This is a genomic window from Flavobacterium sp. CS20, from assembly GCF_018080005.1.
In the GTDB taxonomy this organism is placed as follows: domain Bacteria; phylum Bacteroidota; class Bacteroidia; order Flavobacteriales; family Flavobacteriaceae; genus Psychroflexus.
In genome coordinates this window covers 810,419-832,663 of record NZ_CP073015.1, presented here as the reverse complement: position 1 = coordinate 832,663, position 22,245 = coordinate 810,419, and the positions used below count along the sequence as shown (strand labels likewise).

Here is a 22,245-nt window from a genome sequence, read left to right as displayed (position 1 = left end):
ACTTGCTGTCATGTATGGCGTAATTTATGCTATTAATTTTAAGAAAAAAAAGAAAATAAACATATGGATGATAATTTTTCACCAAAGGTAAAAGATGTAATTGCTTTTAGCAAAGAAGAAGCTCTTAGACTTGGGCATAGTTTTATAGGAACAGAACACTTGCTATTAGGTCTTTTAAGAGAAGGCGATGGTATGGCTATAGATATTTTAAACACATTAGCTATTGATTTAGACCACTTAAGGCGTAAAGTAGAAATTTTAAATCCTACTGAGCCTAATCCTGTTCATGTTTCTAATGAAAAAAAGAATTTGCACTTAACAAGACAAGCTGAACGGGCTTTAAAAACTACTTTTTTAGAAGCCAAATTGTTCCAAAGTTCTTCAATCAATACGGCTCATTTATTGTTGTGTATTTTGAGAAATGACAATGACCCAACGACAAAGTTGCTCAACAAGTTGAAAATAGATTATGATGTGGTCAAAGAAAAGTTTAAAGCTTTAAAAGGTATGGAAGACGATTTTATTGAATCTCCACAAGCAAGCTCAATTTCAGACGAATCTGATGATGATAAGCGAAAAAATCCTTTTGAAAGTAGCAAAACTTCAAAAAGCACCACTTCAAAGAAATCTAAAACTCCTGTTTTAGACAACTTTGGTCGCGATCTTACAGTCTTGGCAGAAGAAGGTAAACTTGACCCCGTTGTAGGAAGACAAAAAGAAATTGAACGCGTTTCTCAAATTTTAAGTCGTAGAAAGAAAAACAACCCTTTGCTTATAGGCGAACCTGGTGTTGGCAAAAGTGCCATTGCCGAAGGTTTAGCCTTGAGAATTATTCAGCGTAAAGTTTCTCGTATTTTATATGACAAACGTTTGGTTACCCTTGATTTAGCAAGTTTGGTTGCAGGTACCAAATACCGAGGTCAGTTTGAAGAACGGATGAAAGCTGTGATGAACGAACTCGAAAAAAATGACGATATCATTTTGTTTATAGACGAAATACACACCATAGTCGGTGCTGGTGGTGCTACGGGAAGTTTAGATGCCAGCAATATGTTTAAACCCGCTTTGGCAAGAGGTGATATACAATGTATCGGTGCTACAACTTTAGATGAATACCGTCAAAATATTGAAAAAGACGGTGCTCTTGAAAGACGTTTCCAAAAAATTATTGTTGAACCAACTAATAGAGAAGAAACCATTGAAATATTAAATAATATTAAAGGTAAATATGAAGATCACCACAATGTGAAATATACTGACGAAGCTATAGAAGCTTGTGTCACATTGACATCTCGCTATATGACAGAGCGATTTTTGCCTGACAAAGCTATTGATGCTTTAGATGAAGCTGGGTCTAGAATTCATATTACTAATATTAAAGTTCCCCAAAAAATCCTCAATTTAGAACAACAGCTTGAAGATATCAGAAATCATAAAAACTCTGTAGTCAAAAAACAAAAATATGAAGAAGTCGCAAAATTAAGAGACGATGAAAAAGCTGTTGAACAAGAATTAGAACTTGCCCAAGAGGAATGGGACAAACATTCTAAAGAAAATCGAGAAACCGTTACTGCAGACCATATTGCAGATGTTATTTCTATGATTACTGGTATTCCTGTCAATCGAATTGCTAAAACAGAAAGCAATAAGTTAGCTCAACTTCCAAAAGTTATCAAGAGTAAAGTTATAGGTCAAGATGAAGCGGTGGCTAAAGTTACAAAAGCTATTCAGCGTAACAGAGCTGGACTGAAAGACCCTAACAAACCTATTGGCTCGTTTATCTTTCTTGGACAAACTGGCGTTGGCAAAACCCAATTGGCAAAAGTGCTTGCCAGAGAATTATTTGATAATGAAGGTGCACTTATCCGTCTCGATATGAGCGAGTATATGGAAAAATTTGCCGTCTCTAGACTCATCGGTGCTCCTCCTGGTTACATTGGTTACGAAGAAGGTGGACAATTGACCGAAAAAGTGAGACGCAAACCTTATGCGGTTGTGCTTCTCGATGAAGTTGAAAAAGCCCATCCTGATGTATTCAATATGCTATTGCAAGTTCTTGATGATGGCTATCTTACCGATAGCTTAGGTCGAAAAATTGATTTTAGAAACACCATTATCATCATGACTTCAAATATTGGAGCGAGAAAACTCAAAGATTTTGGTCAAGGTGTTGGTTTTGGCACTAAAGCGAGAAAAGAACAAGAAGATTCTAATACTAGAAAAGTCATTGAAGGTGCACTCAAAAAAGCATTTGCTCCAGAATTTCTCAACAGAATTGACGATGTGGTGATATTTAATGCCCTTGAGCAAGAAGATATCTTTAAAATTATTGATATTGAACTTGATAAACTCTTTAAGCGTATTGATGAAATGGGTTATGAATTTGATTTGACTGATGATGCTAAAAAATATATCGCCGAAAAAGGTTTTGATAAACAATATGGTGCAAGACCTTTAAATAGAGCTATTCAGAAATATATTGAAGATGCTTTAGCTGAAAAAATTGTCAATTCAGATATTTCTGAAGGCGATCATATCAAAATGGATTTTGATAAAGAAGCTAAAGAATTGATCATTGATATTCAACATCAGCCTGCAAACTAATTCTTAAGTTTGTTTCACTGAGAGATTCCTCTACCGAGACTTCGGTATCAGAATGACAAGGGAATGTCATTCCGACGATCGGTTGTCATTCCGACGGCAGGTTGTCATTCCGACGGCAGGAGGAATCTTTTTTCACGTTTTGGGGTTCGGTTCACCAAAAGATTCTTCACTCCGCAGGCTCCGTTCAGAATGACAAGGGGTTTGGTTCACTGAGAGATTCTTCACTCCGCGAGCTCCGTTCAGAATGACAAGGGAATGTCATTCCGACGGCAGGAGGAATCTCTCTTTCACGTATTGGTTTTCATTTCACCAAAAGATTCCTCTACCGAAGCTTCGGTATCAGAATGACAAGATTGGTTTTCATTTCACTGAGAGATTCTTCACTTCGCAGGCTCCGTTCAGAATGACAAGGGAATGTCATTCCGACGATCGGTTGTCATTCCGACGATCGGTTGTCATTCCGACGGCAGGATGTCATTCCGACGGCAGGAGGAATCTTTTTTCACGTTTTGGGGTTCGTTTCACTGAAAGATTCCTCTACCGAGGCTTCGGTATCAGAATGACAAGATTGGTTTTCATTTCACTGAGAGATTCTTCACTCCGCGAGCTCCGTTCAGAATGACAAAAGGGGTTTGTCATTCCGATACCGAAGCATTGTCACTGCGTTTATCTTTGAATGACTATTGTTAAGCTTTGTTTGGGGTGAGAAGTGTTAGGCTGTTGCTGGTCTAAGCATAGTTTTCAACGTTTGTTGATAACTAAATTTGGTATGCTCTATTCTATTTTATATTTTTGGATATCGATAATACGGAAAATATCGGTTTTAATACCAGCTCAAAAATATGAATACAGGCTAATCCTCATTCTTTTTTTGAGCTTTTTTTATTTTTTTTGAGTAAATATTTCACAATAAATCGGCTTTTTTAATACTTATATTTAATGTTTTTTTAATATTTTTTGCATATTTTGAATCCATAAAATGTAAGTTTCATTTTTTTTATCAACTTTTTTATTCAATATGAGCATTTTTTTTAGGGTTTACCCCGATATACCTATGTTTTTATCTGCTCAAATGCATAATTTGGGTTCAAATTGATTTTTTAAAAAAAGCTGTAGCAGCAAATTTTAAAACCACCTTAGGTTTTGAGTAAAACCACCTTAGGTTTTGAGCATAACCTAAGCAGGAAATTGAAGAAACCTGCGGTTGTTTTTGTGATAAATCTTTAGATTTTACATAAAAAAAACCTTGGTTCACGGAAAAAACCAAGGTTTTAATACAAGCTTAAAACTTATGAATACAGGCTAATCCACTTTTTTGAATTCTAAAGTTTTAAGCAAATCACGGAATCTCTTGCCAGGTCTAAACAAAATTTTAGAGTCCTTTATGGCGTTTGAGCTCACATCTTCTTCAAGGTCGAAACCTTCTGAGCTAAGGCTGACGCGAAAAGAGCCTAAGTCTCCTAGATACACAATATGTCCTTGGCTGAGCTCGTCAGACATGTTGTGGACAAATGCTTCCATGCACAGCAAGGCAATCTGCCTTACGGACTGTTGATTGATTGGAAATTAAAAATGCCAATCGATTCAGATCTGTACGCCCACTTGTTTTGACCTGGGCGTAAAACTTGCGTGGTGCCGCCACATCTTGTGGGTTCACCTTTTGAACGGTTTTAAATGTTACCATTGTTAAAAAATTTATGGCAGATAAAACTGCCTGGTTAATATTGGTGTAAATTTAAAAAGCTTTTTTTATTTTTTTAGTAATACTATAAATAAGGTTTTCAACAAGTTATGAACATTTAGTTTGTTTATTGATTATTAATAAGTTAGTTATAATACTGATATATAATGTATTATAATATTATTATTTTGTATATTGTTGTTTTACAGTAGTTTAAATGTGTTAAAAAAAATAAACGATAGGATGATTTTTTTTTTTTTTTTTTCACTTATTGAGTTTTGTTTCGCGGATAGATTCCTCTACCGAGACTTCGGTATCAGAATGACAAGATTGGTTTTCGGTTCACTGAGAGATTCTTCACTCCGCGAGCTCCGTTCAGAATGACAGGGGAATGTCATTCCGACGGCAGGAGGAATCTCTTTTTCACGTATTGGGGTTCGGTTCACTGAGAGATTCCTCTACCGAAGCTTCGGTATCAGAATGACAAGATTGGTTTTCATTTCACTGAGAGATTCTTCACTTCGCAGGCTTCGCTCAGAATGACAAGGGAATGTCATTCCGACGGCAGGAGGAATCTCTCTTTTACGTATTGGTTTTCATTTCACTGAGAGATTCTTCACTTCGCAAGCTCCGTTCAGAATGACAAGGGGTTTGTCATTCCGACGGCAGGAGGAATCTCTCTTTCACGTATTGGTTTTCATTTCACTGAGAGATTCTTCACTCCGCAGGCTCCGTTCAGAATGACAAGATTGGTTTTCATTTCACTGAGAGATTCTTCACTCCGCGGGCTCCGTTCAGAATGACAGGATTGGTTTTCGTTTCACTGAAAGATTCCTCTACCGAGACTTCGGTATCAGAATGACAAGATTGGTTTTCGGTTCACCAAAAGATTCTTCACTTCGCAGGCTCCGTTCAGAATGACAAGGGGTTTGTCATTCCGACGGCAGGTTGTCATTCCGACGGCAGGTTGTCATTCCGACGGTAGGAGGAATCTTTCTCACGTATTGAGGTTCGGTTCACTGAGAGATTCTTCACTTCGCAGGCTCCGTTCAGAATGACAAGATTGGTTTTCATTTCACTGAGAGATTCTTCACTCCGCAGGCTCCGTTCAGAATGACAAGGGGTTTGTCATTCCGACGGCAGGAGGAATCTTTTTCACGTATTGAGGTTCGGTTCACTGAGAGATTCTTCACTCCGCGAGCTCCGTTCAGAATGACAAGGGGTTCGCGGGCTCCGTTCAGAATGACAAGATTGGTTTTCATTTCACTGAGAGATTCTTCACTCCGCAGGCTCCGTTCAGAATGACAGGGGGTTGGCAGGCTCCGTTCAGAATGACAAGTGGGGTTTGGTTCATTGAAAGATTCCTCTACCAAGGCTTCGGTATCGGAATGACAGGGGTTGTCTATGAGGGAATTATGGATAATTCAATATTTTGTTTGTTTTTTTGTTGAGGCTGTGTTGTTATTTTGTTATGGGTTTAATACACTATCCATACTTTAGCTATACCTTAGCTATACTTTAGCTATGGAGTAGCTATACTGGAATTGAAAATATGGAATTATTAATAAATGTCTTAAATTTTTGCGGAATTATAAATTGGTGTTTTTTTAATTTGTTTGGATTATGACTTATCATATAAAATGCTATGGTGAGAAAAATGGCAAAGTCAAGGGTGTTGAAGAGCATTTTTAATGGGTTAGTGTTTTATACAATTCTAAATATTGTTGTGTAGTTTTTTTATGATCAAATTTTGAGGCGTGATTGATGGCGGCTTTAGACATTTTTGCATATTGGTTGGGGTGAGTGATTAGATACTCAATTTTTTCTGATAAGGCTTCTACGTTTCTGTCTTCTACTACAAAACCTGTTTGACCATCTATTAAAGTCTCGGGGAAACCACCAGAATTAAAACCAACTACAGGAAGACCTACAGCTTGTGCTTCTACTGAAACTAAACCAAAGGTTTCTCTGCGACCTACTTTATTATCAAAAGTAGAAGGTAGTAAGAAAATATCACTTGATTTCATGTATTTAAAAACTTCTTTTTGTGGTAAAGCTCCTAAAAAAGTTACGGTATTATAAATATCTAATTTTTTGGCTTCATTTTTTAACTCTTGTTCTAAATTTCCAGCACCAATAACTGTATATTCTACTTCATAACCTTTATCAGTTAGATGCTTTATAGCTTTTAAACCATAAATATGACCTTTCCATTGAACTAATCTTCCTACAGATAATATTTTTATTTTTTTTACATTAATATTTTTTGGAGAACCTCTAAAAAAATCAATATCTATACCAATAGGTACTATAGTTACTAAATTTTTATCAACTCCTAATTTTAATACATCTATTGTTAAATGTTTAGAATTTATGGTTACCCCTACGACGTGTTTTTTATAAAATTCACTGTATTTTATTTGAAAAGAATTTTTATCTTCTAAATAAGCATCATATCCATGAAAGGTAATAATGCACTTGGGATTGATATACCCTATACTTGAAAGTTCAACCAAAGGATGTGTTGCATTGTTAAAATGTACGTGTACAATTTGATTTTTAAAACTTCTATATTGATAGAGTTCAACCAATGGAGTTAAATTTTTTTTACGTTTTAATTTATAATAAGGAATTAAATAAAAAAGAATTTTTAAATTTAAAAGCATTCTTAAAACCTGAAATGTTTTCTTTACTTTATTAGTACTGAAAGTAATGGGTTTTATAATATCTCTTTCAATATTATATTTTTTCAGTAATTCAGATTGAGAAGAATTTTCAATACCATTATAGCAATCTACATAAATACCAACTTCATAGCCTTTACTCTTAGCATAGATAATATTGTTGACAATAAATGTTTCTGAAATTTGTGGAAATGCTTTGAGTTTAAAATATATCTTCAATTGTCTAAAAAATTTTTGTTAATCTAAATGCTAAAATTATTATATATGATTTGTCAACCATTTATCTATTGATTTGTAGTTGGTTTCATAAGCTTTATATGAGAACAACAAACGCTTTAATTGCCTGAAATATTCCTTAGCTTGTTCCTTTTGTTCAAAATTACCCACTAGTCTTTTTGCTACATTTTTTATAAATTTATGCTTGACTAGGCTTAAAAACTTTCTTTTAAACCTTTTAGAGGTTTGCTTTTGGTTATTCAATTTATCTACATAAGCACTGACAACAAAATTTGATTCAGACATGGCTTTTCGAATTCTACTAACATAGTTTAAATTCAATCGCCCTTTGGTCATAAAATGTTTAAAATATAGGCGTTCGTCAAACCACATTTTGTATCCTAACAAGCGTAAAACATAACTGTATTCTGTATCACCACCAGAGGCCAAAGTATTACCTTTACGGCAAGTTAATAATGGTTTAAAGCCTAACTTATTTAAATAAACCCAATGGCTTTTTTTGATTACCATTCCTGCACCATACAAACACCCTTTTTTATGTGTAACGTCTCCACTATCTGTACCTTGTTTTGATACTGCAAAATATTTTGCATAAGTATCAAACCAATCAGGTTTTTCACTTTCAAAAACAGCTTCACACCAACCGCCAAGAGCACCAATTTCAGAATTAGATTCCATAATTTCAAATGCGGTTTGAACATAGTCATTGCACAACCAATTATCATCATCGCATACAAGCAGATATTTATATTTAGCTTTACTATATCCTAAATCCTGTGCATAAGATTTGCCTGGAATTGGCTGTTGATATGATGAGTAGTCTATATAACTCACTCCATTATTTTTCCACCATTTGTCCGCAAATTGTTTAGTGCCATCAGTAGAAGCATTATCGACTAAAATAATCTCGGTAGGACAACTTAGCTTTTGATTCCTTAAGTGCATTAATGTATTAGCAAGCCTATCTTTTCCGTTGTATGTTGCAATTACTATGGAGATGCCTAAATTCATTTATTTACCTTTTATTAAAATACGAGCAGATTTTTTAAACAATTTAAATGCTGTTTTTGTCCTGCTAATGCGAGCTTGTTTTTTATTGTTATCAATGCTTGGTTTCTTTCCAAAAAAATAATCAATGGTCTTTAATTTTTCATAATCATTATCGAGCAAATCTTGCTTGTACTCCATATATGGTGCCACAATATCTAACCTATTATCTAAAGTGAAATTTTTATTATAAGAAGCTAATATTGGTAGTTTTTCCATTTTAAAATGGCTATAATGAAAAAAACGTAAAGGCGTATTTTTATCATTTATAAAATAGATTTCATTATCTTGAATTACTTTTCTTTCGTGTAAATTCCAATTAGCAACGTTATAACCTAAATGTCTTAATATAAACACTTTATCTAAGAAAGCAGGTGCATAACCCAACCAAATCTGATCGTAAAAGTAGCCCTTTTTTAAATCGTGATAACCATATTTTTTACATCTCTTATCCCACCAATCTAGAAACAATTGTGTTTTTTGAGTTTTGTTAAGAGCTAAAAAGCCTAAGTTATAAATACCTGTTCGCATTAAATCTTTGTCTTGTGGATGGCCTATTTCTGGTGTTGGGTCGCAGATATGAGGCGTAAGCACCATATCGTTTTTTTCTAATTCTGAAAATACCTCAATAAATTTTGAAAAGATTTTAATATCTGGGTCAATATACAAAATGGTTTCTTCCCCTAAATTAAAAAAATATTTAAAAAGTTCTGGTTTTACAACTGTACAAATTTCTGCTATGCTGTAGGTCTCTTTTATTTCACCTATTAACTCTGGCAAAAGTTCGTGTATCCATACAACCTTATCTGCTCCTAAAGACTTATAATCAATGTTTTGATCAGGTTGATCTAAAATTGCCGTAACAAATTTATGACTAGGATGAAATTCTTTATACGATAGAGCTAAAGTCTTTGCGTGAGCAAGATAGTTATTAGCACATATAGTGAATGCTGTAGGCATTGTTATAAAAATTTAAATTTTAAAAATGACTTAATTCTTTTAATTCTTGAATAGTTTTTAAAACTGATATCTCTTTTAATATACTTTGAATAAGGATTATTTATTTTAATTAAAATTATTTCGTTTTTATGAGCAAGGTAATTACCGTTTTTATACATTTTGTAGATTGAATTTATAACTTTTCTTCTAGCAATTGAATTACCAATATGTTTTTTAAAAATATAGAAGGTGTTAATTGTTGATACTTCATCAAACTTTGAAGAGGTATGCATATTATTATCATGAATTCTGTACTTACATGATTTATAATTTGAAAAATAAAATTTGTAATTTTTGGCTAATCTTAGCCATAAATCGTAATCTTCGTAAGTTAATTTTTCATCATAGCCATCTATTTTTCTAACTAAATCTGTTTTAATTAAAACTGACATTGCAGGTATAAAGTTAGTATTAATCAATTCTTGATATATATTGCCGTATGGTACTTCTAAAATCTTAGGTTTATATCTTTGTATAAAATTACCATAATACAGTTGGCTTTTATCATTCATTAAATAGGCATCACTATAAATAACGGCATATTCATCTTTTAATTCTTTAAAAAGTTTAACTTGAGTCTTGATTTTTTCTTTAAGAATAACATCGTCACAAGCTAGACCTTGATAATACTCACCTTTTATAAGTCTTAAAGCTTCATTTAAAGTTTTGCATAAGCCTTGATTTTCTTGGTGAGCAATTAATCGACAAGGATAATTTGTTTTCTTAATCCATAACTTAATGACCTCTACAGAATTATCTGTTGAACAATCATCCATAATAATCAGCTCAATATTAGAGTAAGTCTGATTTTTGATACTTTCTAAAGTTTCAATTACATACTTAGCATGATTATAACAAACCGCTATTATAGAAACCAAAGGTAATTTCTTCATTTAAAACTCATTTAAAGCATTAATCACTTGGTTTTGTTCTTCTTTTGTAATAATGGAGCTTATTGGCAAGCTTAAAACTTCTTTGTGAATTTGTTCTGTTATAGGAAAAGATAAAGTATTCCAGTTCGAGTAGGCTTTCTGTTTGTGAGGTGGAATGGGATAATGAATTACAGTTTGTATGCCTTTATCCTGTAAATAGGTTTGTAAAATATCTCTTTCTTTACATCTAATGACATACAAATGAAACACATGATTATTTACTTCTACATTCCAATTTGGTTTTTGAATTTTGGGATTGTTGATGTGTTCTTGATAATATAAAGCCGCTTCTCTTCTTTTAACAATCTCTTGGTCAATATATTTTAATTTAACGTTTAAAATAGCGGTATGCAGTTCGTCCAATCGAGAGTTGACGCCTTGTTGGGAATTATGGTATTTCTTTTCACTGCCATAATTACCAAGTTGACTAATCAAATCGGCCAAATCTTTATCGTTTGTGGTTACGGCACCAGCATCACCTAAAGCGCCAAGATTTTTACCTGGGTAAAACGAAAAACCTGCGACTACGCCAAAACTTCCAGCTTTTTTACCTTGAGCGTTTTCACCCCCATGTGCTTGAGCAAGATCTTCAATTAATAATAAATTATTGTCTTTACAAAAATCGCTAACATCCTCTGCCAATTGGCCGTATAAATGCACGCTTAAAATGGCTTTAGTTTGAGTTGACATATTCGATTTAATACCTTTTATACTCAAATTAAACGAGGATTCGTCTGGCTCCACCAAAACAGGTTTTAAGTTGTTTTCTGTAAGCGCTAAAATACTGGCAATATAGGTGTTGGCAGGCACAATAACCTCATCACCTTCATTAAGTCTTCCTTGAATTATTAAGGCTTTAAAAATTAAAATTAAAGCGTCTAAACCATTGGCAACACCAACACAATGTTTAACCCCACAATATTTGGCAAAGTTTGCTTCAAAATTTTTAACTGATTGCCCTTTGATATACCAACCTGAATCTAAAACGTTTTGCATAACTTGGTTTAGTTCATCTCGATACTGGTCGTTAATGGCTTTAAGGTCTAGAAATTTAATCATTTATATATTTTACGGCCAGATTTGAAATGTAAAGTATTAAATTTTTCTATGATTGATACTATAATATCATTCTTTGGGAAAATATCTTCAATGACATATTTAGTTATCTCATCAATTTGCTCTTCAAAGCCATATTTTTCAATAGCATATTTATTAACACTAATTTTTTTTCCTGGTATGTATTTTGAAAAGGGTTTTACATTATTCATTGTAGCTGAACCAGTTGCAATAATAGAATATTGCCCAATAACATTATATTGATTTATAGTTGCACCCATTCCTATATTTGCTCCATCTAGTATTCTTGTAATACCAGCTAATACACACATCGGCGTTATAACCACATTATCATAAATATGAGCATCATGTGGTATATATACACTTTGCATTAAAAACACGTTATTACCAATAAAAGTTAAATTTTCGTAACAAGGTTTTTGAATAGCTGTAAATTCTCTAATAATGTTATTATTGCCAATTTCTATTTTGCAATTTGAATAGTCATATCTTGGATTTCTTGTATCCTGTCCAAGTGAACCAATTATTACATTAGGCCCAATAATATTATTGTCTCCTATTTTTGTCAGTCCTTGTATTATAGTGTTTGGATGTATGATATTATTTTTACCCAAGATAACGTCATCATCAATTAATACTGTTTTATGTATTTTATTTTCCAAAATATTTGATTTTTGCTTTGCCTATTAATACTTCAATTTTAGTTTTAGCTTTTAAAATTGAAGTGTCCAAAATATAAATATCTTTTTCATAATCAATTTCAATTATTTCAACTTTAGATAATAATTCTTCATTATGATATACTGGATTAACAAATTTCATATCTTGATACATATATATACTACCTAGCCCAGGTAATTTATTTGCAATTATTGAACTTATCGTAGAACCATATAAAAAACCATGTACAATTCGTTTTTTAAATACGGTATTCTTAGCGAAATCTTCATTTAGATGAACGGGGTTAAAATCACCACTTATTTTTGCAAATTGATTAACATCTTCTGAAGTAAATTTACTTTTTAGTTCATAGTAGTCTCCTATTTTATTTTTCATGCTATAAATTTAAAAAATTGTTATAATTTCTAATATAATCGCTTTCGTTATATAAATCTGATGCTAGACACAATAAAACGGCATTATGAGAAAATTTAATGGTTCGCCAATGCATCGGTGGTATATAAAGACCTTGGTCTGGAGAATCTAGTAAAAATTTAGATTTTTCGCCATTCTTATTTATTAACTCAAACTCAATTTGCCCACTAACTGCAAAAATACATTGCTCTAAAGTTTTATGAGCATGATGACCACGAGTTACTTGATTAGGCGTATAATACGTCCAATATATACGTTTGATTTCAAAGGGAATATTACCCTGTTGTTCAGCTATCGTAATGTAGCCCAAATCAGAAGAACCAATAGAGTTTAATTCTATGATATGAGGTTGTTTATTATTCATCAATATACTTTTTGAAGAAGATCTTGTTTTTTTTTGAAAGCTCATCCACTTTAACAGAACTGTCTATTTTGATGTAGTAGTTTTTTTGAAAAACTCCTTTAAAACTAATATTAAACTTTTTTTCTATTTTTATCAAAAGAGACTTTAATTTAGTTGGATATTTAGGTTTTTTATCGATTACCTCATAAATGTTTCCTGATTTATTTTTTCTCGAATTCTCTTTAGATATTTCAATATTTTTGTTAAAATCAAACCCCTTAAAAGAAGTATTAAAAACACTATTTAATGTAAGAGTATTTTTGATTAATTCTTCAAATTTAAAAATATTCAAACTTAGTTTTTTTTCAGTAATTGCATCTAAGATTTTTTCTAAATCATATGCTCCAACTCTATCGTCTTTAAGAAATAATTCATAACTGTTTTTCATTGCTAGTGGTAGTTCGGAATGTATTTCAGCATAATAAGATGGTAATGCCTTTGTTGTAGGGCGGTAACAATAAGCTAAATGTAAATCAAAATGATTTTTCAACTCTGCCAAGCGATTTAATTTATTTTTCCAGTTATCAGTTAAAATCATTTCTTCAGAAAAAATTAAAACTTGTTTAGTCTTTATATTTTCTAAAAATTCAATTAACTCTTTACAGGTCATTTTATTATTTAAGAATAACCAAAACTTATTATAAACAATATTATCCTTAGGTCTTCTGGGCTGGTTTATTCCTAAATAAGTATAGCTGTTTTGATTGTCATATATCCAATGTTGAAGTGACGTTGTTGCGGTTTTTGGAGGTCCAAGATGTATTAATAGTTTTTTAGGCATCATTATAATTTTCAATATTCCATTTTAACTTCTTATAAACAACACTATACATTCTTTTATTATACTTAATATCTTATGACTAAATCTGCACTTCCTGAAACAACACAAATGTCTTCGTTTTGTGTTTTATAGATATGACCACCACGTTTAAAAGGGATTTTTAAATCGTAAGTCCATAATAAACGTTTTAATTGAAATGGCAAGCCTACACCATCTTCAATAAAAGCAAGGTCTCCACGCTCATCTGAGATTTTTGGCAAATCTAGTTTTTTAACTTTCATCAAATGAATTTATTAACGGTTTCCTATTTGGGGAATATTAAATTAAGCTTCTTAAGTAATTCAACATTATTTTTTAGTAAATCAAATATAAATATTCCATCTTGTTCAATAAAAACAAGCGGCTTTAATTTTTTATTAAATAACAAAGAATCAGTAATTAAATTTAAACCTACCTTTTTCTCTAATAGTTTAATATTTGTTGGAATTTTTCTTTTAATGATCCTATGAGTTGGAGTTTTATTTTTTTGTGCTTTATCAATGACAACAGGTTCTAATTCTAAAAAACCAAAAATATTATTTATTGTTTGCACAAAATTGTTTTTTAAACTCTCAAAACTTAGAACAAAAATTGGATTCTTGTCAAATAAGGTAAAACATTTTTTTAATTGCTTACCATATTTAGAAATCACATAGATATTACTTGCATCTGGTATAAATTTAAAAGTTTTAGACTTACTGTACATTTTTTTAAAATTAAAATCACCTTGATTTGTAAATCTATTTTTATACCTATCATCAAAAGCATAAATATGTGGTTTTTTGAATTTTGACCGAAAAATATCGTGGTGTTGACATAAATAATCAAATAAGCTAGATGTATCGCTTTTAAGGAAACCTGGGATAATTAAATTAGGGGTTGGCATTAGAACAAATCAATATTAAGTTTATTTTTAATCTTTACAACATCCTTTTCATAGAAGGCTTTTAATTTATCTTGAGTCTCTCTTTTGATAGTTTCATCATAATTACCTACAAATATTTTATTATTAGTAAGTTGAGACCAATTATAAGGTTTTACATTTAAATATTTTTCAATTTGATTCAAAGTAGTTTCTGTTTTATTAGATAACTTCTTATTTTCAACTATATAAACATTATTAAACAATTTCAAATAGTTTAAAATCTTTTTGTAGTAAAAACCATTTAATAGTGTAGGACACTCAATTTCATTATTGTTTTTTAACATCACTAATTCTTCTTCAATAAAAGTGTCAAAATTTGTATAACTTTCTAAACTACGTCTTTTTACATTAGATACGTCTTCGCCTCTTTTTCTTTTCCATTCAAACCACCAGTTTACATTACTTTCTTTAAATCTGTTTTTATACATCATGTAGGCACTAAAAGCTCTTTCTATTGGATTTCTCAACATTATAATAATGTAAGCGTCTTTATTATAGTCATATATCCTAGATGCTGTTTTTTCACCAGAAGATAAGTAAGACGGTGACGCATCTATGAGTTTAATCTTCTTGACATACTTCTCATAAAGACTACATGTAAATAAAGAATGGTAATAATCTATCCCCTTATTGTACAAACCATCGTAACTAAAAAAATCGATTTCTTTTTGTTTTCCAGATTTTATTTGTGGATGTTGGGTTAAAAACTTATGTAAGGCTGTTGTTCCACATTTTTGCTCCCCAACAATAAATATATCAACTTTCATACTTTTAGTTTAAATTTATAACTTTTGAGTTAAGCATAAAAGGTCGCCAAACGTGTTGATTATTAGTTATCTGAAATTCGCAAATTGAATTTACTCTGTACTTAGGACCAAATTGATCAACAATAGAAATGTTTATTGAATATATACCTTGAGAGAATTGTAATTTATGATGTTTTAGTAAAATTTTTAATTTTGAGCTTTTAATTAAACTTTTATAATTAAAACTAGTATCTCTTTTTAGTGAAGCAATTGGTCTCTGTTCCTTATCATAAAATATAACATCTATTTGAAAAGTATTATCAATATCATCAAGGATTTCAATTTCTAATTCAAGCTCTAAGTCATCACCCCATTTTAATATTGGCACTTTTCTTTCTGAATATTTACTAAGCACTTTTGCTTTTAAGATTTTTAAAGATTTATCCGTGAAAACAACATTTGAATTGTTTGTTGTAAAACGTGTATAATACAAATCAATTGCCTTAGAAACATCATCACCTTGAAATTTAGCTTGACCTTTATCCATTAAAATAATTTGGTTACAAATTCGGGAAACCATCGGCATAGAATGCGATACAAAAATTATTGCTGTATGTGGTAAAATAGTATCAATAGTTTTAAAGCACTTAAGCACAAAACCCATATCCCCAACCGCCAACACTTCATCAATAATCAGTATATCAGGTTCCATTTGGGTAGCTACGGCAAAACCCAAGCGTACTTTCATTCCGCTGGAATAATTGCGAACAGGCATGTCAATAAACTCTTCTAACTCCGCAAAACCTATAATGGTTTGGAGTTTTTGGTCTATTTCTTTTCTTGTAAAACCGAGTATTGCTCCATTGTTGTAAATGTTTTCTCGACCAGTCAAAACAGGATTAAATCCTGCACCGAGTTCTATTAAAGCCCCTACTCGACCTCGCATTTTCACTTGTCCTTCGTCAGGGTTGATCAGACCGTTGAGGATTTTGAGTAAAGTTGATTTACCTGCCCCATTATGACCAATTAAGCCGAGACATTCGCCACGTTTTAAGGTAAAACTAATGTCTTTTACAGCCCAAAATTCTTTAGGTCGGAGTTCGCGTTTCTTTTTATTACCCGAATAGCCTGAAATTAAATCTTTAACACCATACCAAAGGCTAGTTTTAAGGTCTTTGCAAAACTTTTTAGACAAGCCGTTAACCTCTACCAACACTTCTTGAGAAGTATTGATTTTATTTTGAGTTTGAGGTGTAGTCAAGGTTTTACTCATATATTATGCGCTTAATCGTTCAACAAAAATAGGAATTGAAATGCGATAAAACACCAATGCAATAAAAAATAATGGAATACAAGCCGCTAAAACAATTAAAAAATAACTTAAATACGTTGGCGGTAAACCTACGGCAAGGTTTCTTCCTACAGTAATAATAGGTGTTAAAGGGTTAATCTCCATAATCGTTTTCATAGTTCCCGATTCAGGTACAGCAAACACGACAGGTGTGACATACATGATAAATTGCATACCGAAAGTAATCAACTTGCTGATGTCTTGATAAAGCATGCCAATTGGTGTAAGCAATAGACCAATAGTACTACCCACAATTAAGCCTCCAAGAATAGCAAAAGGAAACAACAATAAACCCCAACTGAGATTAACACCGTAAAAAAATATAAAAATTAAAAGTAAAATTACTTTTACCGATGAATTAAATAAGAGTTTTAAAATCCCCGAAGTGATTAAGGCTTCTTTTGGGAAATTAATTTTAGTTAAAATAGACTTGGCCGCAGTAGTACTTTGTATAGGTGAGTTGATAGCTTCTGTAACAATAGACCATAGCAAGGTTCCAGCAAAAGCATATACAGGATAAGGAATGCCGGTATCGGTTAATTCAACAGTTCCGCTAGAGTTGAGAAACATCCATACAAAAGCAGTGGCTAAAGGCGGTACAAACGCCCATATAATGCCAAGATAGGATTGACGGTATTGAGCTGATATATCTCTTTTAGCTAATTGAAATGCTAAAAAACGAGATTTGTTAAGATCGCGAAGACTTTGCCCAATAAGCTTGGGGATATTTCTATTGGTCTCTTTTTGGTAAATCTGTTCTTGCATGTTTTGTCGTTAATCGTTGTTGGTTTAAGCCTAACCCTAAAGCCTCTCCCTAGCCCTCTCCAAAAGAGAGGGAACGGGTTTTTGTTGATTGATTATTGTTCATTTTTATATTTCGCGTTTATAATTTCTAATTACTGCTCACTACTCACTGCTCACTACTCACTACTCACTGTTCACTGCTAACTGCCAACTGCTGACTGTTCACTCATTTTATATGTCTTATTTATTATTTACTATTTACTAAAAACTATCCTCTACGAACTACCTACTATCAACTACCAACTACCCACTAACTAAACCAATTTTTTAATTTATGTTTGATACGTCTTTTTAAGCTTTTGTTGCGTTTTTCTTTGTTTAGATAGCTTCTACCATAAGTGCCATATCCATATCCAAAGCCATATCCGTAGCCATAGTTGTAATAGCCGTATTTACTTTTTACCTTAAAGTAGTTGAGAACAACATTAACATTTTTGAGTTTACCTTTTTTGGTATTTTCTTTAAGTAAGCTGAGCATGCCTTTTTTGGTATAGTTTTGCCTGACCACATAGATGGTTGTGTCTGCATATTTAACCAGGTTGATAGCATCAGAAACCAGACCTATGGGTGGCGAATCAAGGATGATGAAGTCGTATTCGCTTTTGAGTCGGTTCATCAATTCATCCATGCGGTTATCAATGATCAGCTCAGAAGGGTTTGGAGGAATAGTTCCTGAGGTCAAAATATCTAAGTATTCATAGTTAGATTTTTGGATAATGTCTTTGTATTCTAATTGATTTGAGATATAGTTTGAAACGCCTTTTTCTCTATCAACGTCAAAATCTTTATGAATTTTGGGTTTTCTTAAATCTAGTCCAACTAAAATGGTTTTCTTTTCACTAAGAGCCATGATAGAGGCGAGATTTAAGCCCGTAAAGGTTTTGCCTTCGCCACTAATACTAGAGGTGATTAAAATGGTTTTTGCTCCTTCGATGCTTTTGTTTTTAAATACAAACTGAAGGCTGGTTCTGATGTCTCTAAAGCTTTCAGAAATCACAGAATTGGGTTGGGCAAAAACTGCTTTATTGGTTTCGAGTTTAGATTTGCCTATCACACCAATAAGAGGGGTTTTAACAAGTTTGGTGATATCGGAAGGAGTGTTGATTTTGTTGTCGAGCAAGACCAAAACAAAAATAACTGCCAAAGGGACACCAGCTCCAAAAAAGATAGCCATGACATAGTTGAGTTGGTTGTTAGGACCGATTTTGTGACCACCAACGTCTTTGGCTTCGTCAATGATATGGATATCACTAACATTAGAAGCTTTGATCAACTTGGCTTCATTAAGTTTAGACAAAAACAGGTTGTAGCTTTGTTGAGTAAGGTCGTATCGTCTTTCTATTTTTAAGAGGCCTTGTTGTTCTTTAGGAAATACACTTACTTCTTTTTCGGCTTGTTTTAGTTGTTGTTCTATGTCTTTAATTTGCTGAGACATATTATCTTTAAACGAGTCTATAGTTTCAAACAGTATTTTTTTTGTGGCGTCAATTTGACGGTCAATATCTTTAAATTTGGGCAAATTGCTTTTGGCAAGATATTGAAATTTACTGCGTTGTAGCGACAATTCAACCATTTTTTGAACGCCTTCAACGATGCTTTCTTCATTGATGCCAACGACGCTTGGAGCAGGTGGATTTTCGTAGGTAGAGCGATTTTGTAGATAAGATTTCAGCCTGTCAAGGTAGTTGATTTGTTCCTCCATGGCTTCTTTTTCCATGTCAAGGCTGATCAGTTTATCTTTAAGTCTTTCGGTTTTGGCGTCAAGGTCAATAATTTTGTTGTCTAACTTGTAGGCATTGAGTTCTTTTTCAAAGACATCAAGTTCAGAAGCTTTTTCGCTTAGTGTGCTGTCGATGAAGCTAATGGTTTTGGTGGCAAATAGGTTTTTTTGAGCTAATAAGTCATCGCTTAAAATTTTTGATGTGGTGTTGAGATATTTTACAAGTTTATCTTTGTTGTTTCCTGTTAGGCTGAGATTTATTATTGAGCCGCCGTTTTCACTGGATTCAACAACAATGTCTCTGTAGTTTTTTACAACTGAATTAAAGTCTAAAAATTGTATATAGTACACTTTTGACTCAGTATTATCACCATCAATACGGGTTAATTTTCCTGTAAAAAATTTGCTCGCAATAGGTTTGTCGATATCAAAGGTATCAATGTATTGTCCGGGTTGATATTTTTCTTGTTTAGAGCTTTCTTTTGCGTAATTATAGTAAGATAGATATTGGGGTTCTTCTTCAATGTCAAAAGAAATCACAAATTGCTTATCGTCAAGCAATTGGACTTTCATGAGTTTTCCCTTGAGTTGAAATGCGTCTTGCTGGACATCAATTTGAAATGGTGTTCGTCCGTAAGCATCTACTTTTTGGTATTTGCCTTGTTCGAGGTATTGTAAATAATATTGGAGGTGTCTAACTACCTTTTCATTGTGAGTTCGGGTTTGGAGGGTCATAACTGTTGAACTCATTTTGTTGGATTGTCCACCCCAGTTAAAGGTTAAACTGGTATTAGAGTTGGCAAACAAAGAGTTCTGCTCGTCTTTTAGAGCTATGATTGAACTCATTTTATAGATAGGGAGTTTTCGTACACTGATATAATAGGCTATACCAAGACCAATAGCGATACTAAAGACAAACCAATACCACTTGGCAAGCATTTTAAACAAAAAAGCCTTGAAGTCAAAATATGAATTAGCGTTGGAGAAATCGAGTTCTTGCATTAGAGTCTTAGAGCTATAACGGTTAATGAAATGGCAAGAGAAATCAACGATGACAAGGTACCAAAAGCGTTTGTGCCTAAACCGAGAGATTTTTGTGGCAGAGGATTAACCACGATCAAATCGTTAGGTTTGACATAATAGTAAGGAGAATTAATGGCATCGATATTTGTAAGGTCGATGGTGTGGCGTTTGACCCCAGTTGGGTATTGCCTAAAGACAATAACATTTTGTCTGTCGCCAGTTAGGGTGATATCGCCAGAGTTGGCTATGGCTTCCATAATGGTTAATTTCTCTTTGTAAATCACTTTACTACCTGTACTGCCAAACTCACCAATGGTGGTATATGGAATGCCAGGAAGTTTTACGGTTACAAAAACGTTAGAGGTGTCTTTAAAGTATTCGTCAAGGAGTCTTTTCTCTAATTTTTTTTCAATTTCTTCTAAGGTAAGACCAATGACTTTTAGCTTACCTAGAACGGGGACTTCTATTTCGCCTTGTCTGTCAACGGTGAACCCGTCAAAATAAACGCGTTCTTCAGTGGTTGCATTAAGTTGAGATTGCCCAATGGGGTTAAAAGCATTGACCAACTCTGGATCAAGGGCTTTAACTCTAATACTCAACATATCACCGATTTGGATTCGGTAGGGCTTTTGTGTCATCCTAAGTTGAGCAATGCTGTCTATTTGATAGGCTTGTTCGTCTTGTTTTTTTTGCAAATAGGTCAACTTTTTTTTGCTCACACAAGATTGAAGCACTAAAAAACCTAATACAAAACACAAGAATCTAAAGATTGGCATAGATTTTTTTTTAAGCCAACAAATATAAACTTTAGGTTTGAATATGAAAAATAAATAAACTTTAAACTCAATAAGACCTGAGATGTATTGATTATAAAAAGCCACAGTATGGCTCACATTATAGCTATGAGGAGAGAAAAAATTAATATTAGAGTAACAAAAGCCATAGAGTTGTTAACAATAATACTTCGTAAACGTAATATTAGCTTGACTTAGTTTAGAGCAATACATCGTTAATTTGTTGTAAACCTAAAAATTTGAAGCAAAAACGTCCTCTTGAGATAGCTGTTATATCAGATGTTCATCTCGGCACTTTTGGTTGTCATGCCAAGGAACTGATGGAATATTTGAACAGTATTGAGCCTAAAACATTGATACTTAATGGCGACATTATAGATATATGGCAGTTTAGAAAAAATTACTTTCCAAAGTCTCATCTAAAAGTGATACAAAAGATAATAAGTCTATCTGCAACAGGTACTGAAGTGATTTATTTGACTGGTAATCATGATGAAATGTTGAGAAAATTCAGCGATACAAAAATCGGTAATCTATCAATTGTTGATAAAAAAATCATGACTCTTGATGGCAAAAAAGCTTGGTTTTTTCACGGTGATGTATTTGACTCGTCTATCCAAAAAGCCAAATGGCTTGCCAAACTCGGTGGTTGGGGCTATGATTTGTTGATTTTATTGAATAGGTTTATAAACTTTTGGCTAATTAAATTTAAAAAAGAAAAATATTCATTGTCAAAAAAAATCAAAAATAGCGTCAAAAAAGCTGTTAAATATGTCTCTGATTTTGAAAATGTAGCTTCTGATTTAGCTATAGACAACAATTATAGATATGTGATTTGTGGACATATTCATCAGCCACAGATCATCAGAAAAGTCAACAAAAACGGTACTTGCTTGTATTTGAATTCTGGAGATTGGGTAGAAAATCTTACCGCACTTGAATATAATGACAAAAAGTGGAAACTTGTTAAATATGATGAACTCAAATTTGACACAGATAGCATTGATAAAGTTGATCAAGTTGATCAAGAGAAACCTAATGATTTGTTGACTGCCATGACAATAATTTCAAAACTCAAAAACAAATAGCGTTTATATCAAATCAATTTTAGAAAGATTTGTTTTTTTTGACTACATCTTTTTTCACGTTTTGGGGTTCGGTTCACTGAAAGATTCTTCACTCCGCAGGCTCCGTTCAGAATGACAAGGGGTTTGTCATTACGACGATCGGTTGTCATTCCGACGGTAGGAGGAATCTTTCTTTCACGTATTGGGGTTCGGTTCACTGAGAGATTCTTCACTCC

20 protein-coding genes are annotated in these 22,245 nt (G+C 32.7%); 2 read left to right on the top strand and 18 right to left on the bottom strand.

Features of this window, described 5'->3' with window-relative positions:
• Positions 1-63: 63 nt before the first annotated feature.
• A complete protein-coding gene (locus IGB25_RS04055) occupies positions 64-2,604 on the top strand; it encodes an ATP-dependent Clp protease ATP-binding subunit (RefSeq protein WP_211066274.1) in 2,541 nt (846 codons plus the stop codon).
• Between the two features lie 1,302 nt (positions 2,605-3,906).
• Here IGB25_RS04055 and IGB25_RS14675 read toward each other — a convergent pair.
• The 18 genes from IGB25_RS14675 to IGB25_RS03970 form a co-directional block, all read right to left on the bottom strand.
• Positions 3,907-4,104, bottom strand: coding sequence for a hypothetical protein (locus IGB25_RS14675; protein ID WP_247653606.1), 198 nt, complete (start codon positions 4,102-4,104; stop codon positions 3,907-3,909).
• Positions 4,097-4,288, bottom strand: coding sequence for a hypothetical protein (locus tag IGB25_RS14670; RefSeq protein ID WP_247653605.1), 192 nt, complete (start codon positions 4,286-4,288; stop codon positions 4,097-4,099). The genes IGB25_RS14675 and IGB25_RS14670 overlap by 8 nt, the downstream gene beginning before the upstream one ends.
• Positions 4,289-5,973: 1,685 nt before the next feature.
• Entirely contained in the window at positions 5,974-7,188 is a 1,215-nt protein-coding gene (locus IGB25_RS04045; protein ID WP_211066273.1) for a glycosyltransferase family 4 protein, read from the bottom strand.
• A 39-nt stretch (positions 7,189-7,227) separates the two neighbouring features.
• Positions 7,228-8,217, bottom strand: coding sequence for a glycosyltransferase (locus IGB25_RS04040; protein WP_211066272.1), 990 nt, complete (start codon positions 8,215-8,217; stop codon positions 7,228-7,230).
• Positions 8,218-9,213 (bottom strand): hypothetical protein, encoded by a 996-nt coding sequence (locus IGB25_RS04035; protein WP_211066271.1) that lies wholly within the window; start codon positions 9,211-9,213, stop codon positions 8,218-8,220.
• Positions 9,214-9,215: 2 nt separating this feature from the next.
• On the bottom strand, positions 9,216-10,145 hold the full coding sequence (locus IGB25_RS04030; protein WP_211066270.1) for a glycosyltransferase: 930 nt from the start codon (positions 10,143-10,145) through the stop codon (positions 9,216-9,218).
• On the bottom strand, positions 10,146-11,243 hold the full coding sequence (locus IGB25_RS04025; RefSeq protein WP_211066269.1) for a DegT/DnrJ/EryC1/StrS aminotransferase family protein: 1,098 nt from the start codon (positions 11,241-11,243) through the stop codon (positions 10,146-10,148).
• The gene (locus IGB25_RS04020; protein WP_211066268.1) at positions 11,240-11,923 is read right to left on the bottom strand and encodes a hypothetical protein; all 684 of its coding nucleotides are present in this window, start codon (positions 11,921-11,923) and stop codon (positions 11,240-11,242) included. The genes IGB25_RS04025 and IGB25_RS04020 overlap by 4 nt, the downstream gene beginning before the upstream one ends.
• Positions 11,913-12,317, bottom strand: a complete 405-nt coding sequence (locus IGB25_RS04015; RefSeq protein WP_211066267.1) for a MaoC family dehydratase — start codon at positions 12,315-12,317, stop codon at positions 11,913-11,915. Before IGB25_RS04015 ends, IGB25_RS04020 begins: the two co-directional genes overlap by 11 nt.
• Before the next feature lies 1 nt (position 12,318).
• Positions 12,319-12,720: an FdtA/QdtA family cupin domain-containing protein gene (locus tag IGB25_RS04010; RefSeq protein ID WP_247653604.1), complete on the bottom strand. Its 402-nt coding sequence runs from the start codon at positions 12,718-12,720 to the stop codon at positions 12,319-12,321.
• Positions 12,713-13,540, bottom strand: coding sequence for a hypothetical protein (locus tag IGB25_RS04005; RefSeq protein WP_211066266.1), 828 nt, complete (start codon positions 13,538-13,540; stop codon positions 12,713-12,715). Before IGB25_RS04005 ends, IGB25_RS04010 begins: the two co-directional genes overlap by 8 nt.
• A gap of 65 nt (positions 13,541-13,605) precedes the next feature.
• On the bottom strand, positions 13,606-13,821 hold the full coding sequence (locus IGB25_RS04000) for a WxcM-like domain-containing protein (protein WP_211066265.1): 216 nt from the start codon (positions 13,819-13,821) through the stop codon (positions 13,606-13,608).
• A 23-nt stretch (positions 13,822-13,844) separates the two neighbouring features.
• Positions 13,845-14,465 carry a sulfotransferase domain-containing protein gene (locus tag IGB25_RS03995; protein ID WP_211066264.1) on the bottom strand — a complete coding sequence of 207 codons (621 nt, stop codon included), beginning with the start codon at positions 14,463-14,465 and terminating at the stop codon, positions 13,845-13,847.
• Positions 14,465-15,271, bottom strand: coding sequence for a sulfotransferase (locus IGB25_RS03990; protein WP_211066263.1), 807 nt, complete (start codon positions 15,269-15,271; stop codon positions 14,465-14,467). Before IGB25_RS03990 ends, IGB25_RS03995 begins: the two co-directional genes overlap by 1 nt.
• 4 nt (positions 15,272-15,275) lie before the next feature.
• On the bottom strand, positions 15,276-16,523 hold the full coding sequence (locus IGB25_RS03985) for an ABC transporter ATP-binding protein (protein ID WP_211066262.1): 1,248 nt from the start codon (positions 16,521-16,523) through the stop codon (positions 15,276-15,278).
• Between the two features lie 3 nt (positions 16,524-16,526).
• Entirely contained in the window at positions 16,527-17,366 is an 840-nt protein-coding gene (locus IGB25_RS03980; RefSeq protein ID WP_211066261.1) for an ABC transporter permease, read from the bottom strand.
• A 289-nt stretch (positions 17,367-17,655) separates the two neighbouring features.
• Entirely contained in the window at positions 17,656-20,127 is a 2,472-nt protein-coding gene (locus tag IGB25_RS03975; RefSeq protein WP_211066260.1) for a polysaccharide biosynthesis tyrosine autokinase, read from the bottom strand.
• Positions 20,127-20,924, bottom strand: coding sequence for a polysaccharide biosynthesis/export family protein (locus tag IGB25_RS03970; protein WP_211066259.1), 798 nt, complete (start codon positions 20,922-20,924; stop codon positions 20,127-20,129). The genes IGB25_RS03975 and IGB25_RS03970 overlap by 1 nt, the downstream gene beginning before the upstream one ends.
• A 257-nt stretch (positions 20,925-21,181) precedes the next feature.
• On the opposite strand from IGB25_RS03970, the gene IGB25_RS03965 reads away from it, so the two are divergent.
• The gene (locus IGB25_RS03965; RefSeq protein ID WP_211066258.1) at positions 21,182-22,030 is read left to right on the top strand and encodes a UDP-2,3-diacylglucosamine diphosphatase; all 849 of its coding nucleotides are present in this window, start codon (positions 21,182-21,184) and stop codon (positions 22,028-22,030) included.
• Positions 22,031-22,245: the final 215 nt, after the last annotated feature.

Excerpts from the sequence above, each read along its gene's own strand:
- IGB25_RS04030 (WP_211066270.1), bottom strand. The coding sequence starts at position 10,145 with ATGAAGAAATTACCTTTGGTTTCTATAATAGCGGTTTGTTATAATCAT.
- IGB25_RS03985 (WP_211066262.1), bottom strand. The coding sequence starts at position 16,523 with ATGAGTAAAACCTTGACTACACCTCAAACTCAAAATAAAATCAATACT.
- IGB25_RS14675 (WP_247653606.1), bottom strand. The coding sequence starts at position 4,104 with ATGTCTGACGAGCTCAGCCAAGGACATATTGTGTATCTAGGAGACTTA.
- IGB25_RS04040 (WP_211066272.1), bottom strand. The coding sequence starts at position 8,217 with ATGAATTTAGGCATCTCCATAGTAATTGCAACATACAACGGAAAAGAT.
- IGB25_RS03980 (WP_211066261.1), bottom strand. The coding sequence starts at position 17,366 with ATGCAAGAACAGATTTACCAAAAAGAGACCAATAGAAATATCCCCAAG.
- IGB25_RS04035 (WP_211066271.1), bottom strand. The coding sequence starts at position 9,213 with ATGCCTACAGCATTCACTATATGTGCTAATAACTATCTTGCTCACGCA.
- IGB25_RS04025 (WP_211066269.1), bottom strand. The coding sequence starts at position 11,243 with ATGATTAAATTTCTAGACCTTAAAGCCATTAACGACCAGTATCGAGAT.
- IGB25_RS03970 (WP_211066259.1), bottom strand. The coding sequence starts at position 20,924 with ATGCCAATCTTTAGATTCTTGTGTTTTGTATTAGGTTTTTTAGTGCTT.
- IGB25_RS03990 (WP_211066263.1), bottom strand. The coding sequence starts at position 15,271 with ATGAAAGTTGATATATTTATTGTTGGGGAGCAAAAATGTGGAACAACA.
- IGB25_RS14670 (WP_247653605.1), bottom strand. The coding sequence starts at position 4,288 with ATGGTAACATTTAAAACCGTTCAAAAGGTGAACCCACAAGATGTGGCG.
- IGB25_RS04015 (WP_211066267.1), bottom strand. The coding sequence starts at position 12,317 with ATGAAAAATAAAATAGGAGACTACTATGAACTAAAAAGTAAATTTACT.
- IGB25_RS04005 (WP_211066266.1), bottom strand. The coding sequence starts at position 13,540 with ATGCCTAAAAAACTATTAATACATCTTGGACCTCCAAAAACCGCAACA.
- IGB25_RS03995 (WP_211066264.1), bottom strand. The coding sequence starts at position 14,465 with ATGCCAACCCCTAATTTAATTATCCCAGGTTTCCTTAAAAGCGATACA.
- IGB25_RS03975 (WP_211066260.1), bottom strand. The coding sequence starts at position 20,127 with ATGCAAGAACTCGATTTCTCCAACGCTAATTCATATTTTGACTTCAAG.
- IGB25_RS04010 (WP_247653604.1), bottom strand. The coding sequence starts at position 12,720 with ATGAATAATAAACAACCTCATATCATAGAATTAAACTCTATTGGTTCT.
- IGB25_RS04000 (WP_211066265.1), bottom strand. The coding sequence starts at position 13,821 with ATGAAAGTTAAAAAACTAGATTTGCCAAAAATCTCAGATGAGCGTGGA.
- IGB25_RS04055 (WP_211066274.1), top strand. The coding sequence starts at position 64 with ATGGATGATAATTTTTCACCAAAGGTAAAAGATGTAATTGCTTTTAGC.